The organism is Micropruina sp. (genome assembly GCF_047606365.1).
Classification (GTDB): domain Bacteria; phylum Actinomycetota; class Actinomycetes; order Propionibacteriales; family Propionibacteriaceae; genus Micropruina.
Genome location: NZ_JASGEN010000087.1, coordinates 1 through 5,561, shown reverse-complemented (window position 1 = coordinate 5,561; position 5,561 = coordinate 1). Strand labels below are relative to the sequence as shown.

Genomic DNA, 5,561 nt, shown 5'->3' with positions numbered 1-5,561 from the left:
GTCCGGACTGGTGGCGGTGGCCCGGTTGACCGGTGTGCTGCGCGACCGGCCGGCGGCGCTGGCCGGCGCCGTGTATGCCGCGCCGCTGGCCTACGCCGGCGGGTTGGCCGCGGTGGCGAAGAAGTCGCTGGGGGCCGAGTCGGGCTCGGAATGGCTGCTGAACATCGCGGTGCTGGGCATCATGCACCTGTCCTGGGGGGCAGGCTTCCTGCGCGGGCTGTTCAGCGGCGCGCACGCCACCGTCGACAAGTCCCGGGTCAAGCGCGCAGGGTGAGTTCGGCGAGGTGCTTCGCCACCCGCTTCGCGCTGCGGCCGTCGGTGTGCCGGTGAGCCAGGGCAGCCAGCGCCGCACTGCGCCCGGCGGCGCGTTCCCGCGCGGCCGCGTCGGCGTCCAGATTCTCCAGGGCGTCGAGGACGCCGTCCCAGTCCTGCCGCCAGCGTCCGCCGGTCACCGTCGCATAGTCGAGGTACAGCCCGCGGGTGGACGCGTAGTGCTCCAGATCGGGGGCCAGGAAGATGATCGGGTTGCCGGTCACCGAGTAGTCGAACGCCATCGACGAGTAGTCGGTGATCAGGGTGTCGATGCCCCACAGCAGCGGCATCGACTCGGGCAGCACCGTCGGCGGAATCAGCCGGACGTGGCGCGAGGTGTGCCCGTACGATCCGACCCCGAGCGGATGCGGCCGGATCAGCAGCACGCTGTCGGTGGCGGTGCAGTAGGCGTCGATCCGGCGCCATTGCCGATCGGTCGGGACGCCGGGGTCGGGTTCGCCGTCGCGCCAGGTCGGCGCGTACAGCAGCGCGCGGCGTCCGACCAGGCCGGGAACGCCGCGCTCGAGCAGTTCGCGTGCGGCGGCGCGCCGGCCGGCCACACTGCCCCGGAACAGCACATCGGTGCGCGGCTCGCCGAGCACCCGGACGCGCTCGCGGGGCAGGTCGAAGGCGCTGCACATGAACGGTACGAAGGTCTCGGAGGCCACCGGTAGCAGGCTGATCCGACGGGTGCCGCGCCGGTAGGCCTCACGGATCAGCCGGCGGGCGGGCGGGAACCGGTTGAGCGGGCCGAGGGAGAGCGCCGCCGGCGAGTCGGCGTGCAGCTTCTTCATCGGGGAGCCGTGCCACAGCTGCGCGATGGTCGCGCCGCGCAGGGCGTACCGGTTGACGTCGCCGAAGCCGTGCGTCACCGCCACCACCCCCGCGGAGGCGGTCAGTTCGAAGCCTTCGGAGGAGTCCTTGGCGGCCCAGTCCAGGCCCAGCGAGCGGGCCCGCCGGGCCTCGTCGGGGTTGCCGACCAGCCAGGCCAACCGCACCGACGGCTCCAGTCTGCGGGCCGCGCGCAGCAGCGCCAGGGCGCCGTCGGAGAGGCCGAATGCGCTACCGAACACCCACAGCCGGGGATCCCGGGTGGCGAACCGCGTCCGGAGGTTGCCGGTCAGATAGCGGGGCAGTGATGCCAGTTTTGCGGCATTCCCCCGGGCGAAGGTGAATCGGGCGGCGGGGGAGGGGGGCACCTTCGACACCCTAGCGCTGTGCCCGTGACGCCGACGGTCGCGCCGTCCGGGGTCTCGACAAGCTCGACCAACGATGGGCGGGGCACCGCGTCCGTCCGAGGTCTCGACAAGCTCGACCAACGCCCGCTCGGCGACCGTGTCGGAGGCACCCGATAGGCTGGCTCCCCCATAGTGAAGGGATCCGATGAATCCGATCGTCAGCAATATTCTGCTGATCCTCCTTTTCATCATCATCGGCGGCGTGTTCGCCGCCGCTGAGATGGCGCTGGTGTCGCTGCGCGAGAGCCAGGTCAAGCAACTCTCGACGCGCGGCCAGCGCGGCCGCACCGTCGCCGCTCTGGCGGCCAACCCGAACCGGTTCCTGTCCGCGGTACAGATCGGCGTCACCCTGTCGGGGTTCCTGTCGGCGGCCTTCGGCGGCGCCACCCTGGAAGAGCCGCTGTCGCAGGTGCTGATCGGCTGGGGCGTCCATGAGAACGTCGCCGGACCGCTGTCCCTGGTGACGATCACGGCGATCATCTCCTACTTCTCGATCGTGATCGGCGAACTCACCGCCAAGCGGCTGGCGATGCAGAGCGCCGAGACTTTCGCGATGGGCCTGGCTCCGCTGGTCAACGCGATCGCCACGGTGGCCCGTCCGGTGATCTGGTTCCTGGGCGTTTCCACCAATGCCCTGGTCCGGGTGCTGGGCGGCGACCCGAAGGCGGGCCGCGAGGAGGTCACCGACGAGGAGCTCCGCGCGATGGTGACCTCGTCGTCCACCCTGGGTGACGAGGAGCGCCAGATCGTCGACGAGGTGTTCGCGGCCGGCCAGGTCAGCCTGCGCGAGGCGATGGTGCCCCGCACCGAAGTGGACTTCCTCTCCGGTGATCTGCCTGCCTACAAGGCGATTCGCTCCTTCCAGGAGCAGGCGCACAGCCGTTACCCGGTGATCGGTGAGGACGTCGACGACGTGCTGGGTTTCGTCCACGTCCGCGACCTGTTCGATCTCGACCCGTCGGCCCGGAACGCCCCGGTGAGCCAGCTGGTCCGGCCGGTGGAGTCGCTGCCGCACACCATGAAGATCCTTCGGGCGCTGACCGAGATGCGCGCCGCGAACGCCCACCTGGTGATCGTCCGCGACGAGTACGGCGGCACCGCCGGCATCGTCACCATGGAGGACCTGGTCGAAGAGCTGGTCGGCGACATCTCCGACGAATTCGACGGGCCGAGTGAGGCGTCCAACGCTCCGGGCGGGGCAGAGGTCGACGGCCTCGAGACGCTGGAGGAGTTCGGCGAAGACCACGGCTACGTGTTGCCCGAGGGTCCCTACGACACCGTCGCCGGCTTCGTGATGGCGCACCTGGGCCGGCTGCCCGAGGTGGGTGACGTGATCGAGGTGGAACTCGACCCGGTCGAGGCCACCGAGGAGGGGCCGGAGCAGTTCGAGTTCACCGTTGCGGAACTCGACGGACGCCGCGCCTCGAGATTGCGGCTGCGTCGACTCGGCACGAACCAGGTGGCTGAGTAACCTACCTCGCGGGTGGGCGGAGAGGAGGCATGCGGTGACCGAGGAGGATCCGGACGGTTCCCGGCTGCTGACCTCGCTCGAGGTCGGCGAACTGCTGACCGCGGCCGTCACCCATGCCGGCGGCACCCTGCTCAACTGGGCGCTGGATCATGTCGACGCCCATCCGCAGCAGTCGACGACCGCGACCTATTCGGCGTCCGTGCGCTGGCCCTACGGGGAGCGCGACGAGCTGCTCGGGGTGAGCGCCCGGGCCGGCGGCCCGGCGCAGTCGGACAGCCGGGCCGAGATCTTCGCCGACGGTGATCGCGAAGTGGCGGTATGGATCTATCCCAACGACCCCGACCTGCCCGGCCTGGCCCGCGCCGCCTACACCGAGCGGATGGCCGAGATCCTCACCGAGTACGACGTGCTGGGACGGCCGATCACCGATTCCGAGGTGCGGCTGCGAATGATCGGCTACCGGCCGCGGCGGCGGGCGGTGCTGCGGGTCGACGTGGCCACGCCGTCCGATCCCGAGCCGACGACGCTGTACTGCAAGGTGCTGCGCGAACGGGTGTTCGGCGACGTCGTCCGGCGGCATGAACTGCTGTTGGCGGCCGGCGTGCCGGCGCCTGAGGTGGCCGCCACCACCCCCGACTCCCTGATGCTGCTGCGCAATCTGCCCGGACGGCCGCTGGCGTCCGCGGTTTTCGACGCCAGCGACCCGTGCACCGCCGAACAGATCATTCAACTGCTGGACGCCATGCCGATGAGCGTCACCCAGCTGGAACGCCGGCCGCCCTGGTCGGACGCCGTCGAGCACTACGCCCGGATGGTCGGCGCCGCGCTGCCGCAGGCGAGTGACAAGCTCGGCTGGCTGACCCAGCAGATCAGCACCGGGCTGAGCCAGGTCCCGCTGGGCAACGAGCCCACCCACGGCGACTTCCACGAGGGCCAGGTCCATGTCGCCGACGGCCGGATCGTCGGCGTCCTGGACGTCGACACCGTCGGCCCCGGACGCCGCGCCGACGACCTGGCCTGCCTGATCGCGCACCTGTCGACGATCCAGCGGATGAGCCCGAGCCAGGAGGCCAGGGTGCACCGGTTGATCCGGGCCTGGGTGCCGGTGTTCGACACCCGGGTCGACCCGACCGAGCTGCGGCTGCGGGCGGCGGCGGTGATCATCTCGCTGGCCACCGGCCCGTTCCGTGGTCAGGAGCCGGACTGGGAGTGGGAGACGCTGCGGATGATCGCCTCGGCCGAGGCTTTGGTGCGCCAGGTGAGCTAGCCGACGCCGTCGCGGGCTTCGGCAGGTCGACCCCGAAGACGGGCACTCCGGCCGGGCACTGTGCGACGTCGGGATTGAAGTCGGCGAAGAGGCCGGACGGGTTGTCGCGGTAGAGCCAGACGTGCAACACCCACAGCGGAAGCGTCGCGTGCCGATGCAGGTGCTGCCCGAACAACATCGGCGGCACATCTGAGGACCAGGCCTCGACCGGCACGATGTACTCGTGCGCGACCAGCCTGGCAGGAGCGCCGGCCGGGTCGAGTTCGTAGACGAGCGCTTCGGGAGCCGTCGTGGTGAGCGTGGCATCCATCAGCTTGTCCGCGACGTAGTGCAGCCCCATCCCGCCCTTGCCCGGGTCGTGGAAGCAGCCGAGCGTGGTCAGCGTGCTGGCGTAGCCGGCGCCTTCGGCTGCGACGTGATCGGCGAAGCGTTCGGTCGCGGCACGGGCGGCCTTCAACTGCCCGTCGACCTCGGCGCCGCCACCAGGTGGGCTGTGCGGTCCGCTCGGCGTGCCGGCCGCGCAGCCGCCGAGCACGAGGGTGAGGACGGCGAACGCGGCCAGCGCGCCGCGCAGGTGTCGGACGGCCATCGCCCGCCGCCTCAGTGGTAGAAGTACGGGTCGAGCACCCGCACCTCGGTGATGGCGTCGACGGGCAGGCCGTTGGCCTCGGCGGCAGCGCGGACAGCTTCGGGATTCGGCCCGTCGTAGACGCAGAACGTGGTCGCCTTGTCGTCGGTGACGAACGACTGCACCCAGGTGACGCCCTGGGCGGCGTTGCGGTCGATGATCCCGGCGAGCCCCTCCGCGCCGCGATCGGTGATGGGCACGTGCAGTCCGTCCGGGAAGGTGCGTTGCACCAGATAGCGGGTCATTTCGGATCCTCTCCGGCCCGGAGTCTCCGGGCCACCTGGATCCAGGTTCAGCCTGTGAACCGATGCGGCGAATCGGGAGCGATCCCTATCTCTGCGGCAGCCGCTCCCCACATCACCGCGGGGATTGCTGCTCGTTTCGGGCCGTCGGCAGTGCGTCCGCCACGTCGCGGCGCGACGCGACACCCAGCTTCGCGAGGATCGCCGAGACATGGTGGCCGGCGGTCTTCGCAGAGATGTGCAGTCGCGCGGCGAGCGCCGCGTCGGTCAGGCCCTCGCCGAGCAGGACGGCGACCTCCAACTCTCGCGCGGTCAGCCGGCCAGGGTTGGTCGCGGTCCGGCGCGACGGCCGCCGGGGCACGGACGCCGCGCCCTCGGCGCGCAGCCGCGCGACCACCGCATC

At 71.0% G+C, this 5,561-nt stretch carries 6 protein-coding genes and 1 pseudogene; 3 read left to right on the top strand and 4 right to left on the bottom strand.

The annotated features are described in order from the left end of the window. Positions 1–274, top strand: a pseudogene (locus QM624_RS10045) (hypothetical protein); the annotation flags it as partial. Here the strand turns inward: QM624_RS10045 and QM624_RS10040 are convergent. Continuing rightward, positions 258–1,511: a CDP-glycerol glycerophosphotransferase family protein gene (locus QM624_RS10040; protein ID WP_415091354.1), complete on the bottom strand. Its 1,254-nt coding sequence runs from the start codon at positions 1,509–1,511 to the stop codon at positions 258–260. The pseudogene QM624_RS10045 and the gene QM624_RS10040 overlap by 17 nt on opposite strands. A 184-nt stretch (positions 1,512–1,695) precedes the next feature. Between QM624_RS10040 and QM624_RS10035 the strand changes: the two genes are divergently transcribed. Next, positions 1,696–3,021, top strand: coding sequence for a hemolysin family protein (locus QM624_RS10035; RefSeq protein ID WP_415091352.1), 1,326 nt, complete (start codon positions 1,696–1,698; stop codon positions 3,019–3,021). Positions 3,022–3,055: 34 nt separating this feature from the next. Beyond that, the gene (locus QM624_RS10030) at positions 3,056–4,288 is read left to right on the top strand and encodes a phosphotransferase (protein WP_415091350.1); all 1,233 of its coding nucleotides are present in this window, start codon (positions 3,056–3,058) and stop codon (positions 4,286–4,288) included. Here QM624_RS10030 and QM624_RS10025 read toward each other — a convergent pair. The 3 genes from QM624_RS10025 to QM624_RS10015 form a co-directional block, all read right to left on the bottom strand. Further along, a complete protein-coding gene (locus tag QM624_RS10025) occupies positions 4,182–4,877 on the bottom strand; it encodes a hypothetical protein (RefSeq protein ID WP_415091348.1) in 696 nt (231 codons plus the stop codon). The genes QM624_RS10030 and QM624_RS10025 overlap by 107 nt on opposite strands. 11 nt (positions 4,878–4,888) lie before the next feature. Further along, entirely contained in the window at positions 4,889–5,161 is a 273-nt protein-coding gene (locus tag QM624_RS10020; RefSeq protein WP_415091346.1) for a DUF4242 domain-containing protein, read from the bottom strand. Positions 5,162–5,273: 112 nt separating this feature from the next. Beyond that, on the bottom strand, positions 5,274–5,561 hold a 288-nt coding region (locus tag QM624_RS10015), incomplete at its 5' end, for a response regulator transcription factor (protein WP_415091344.1).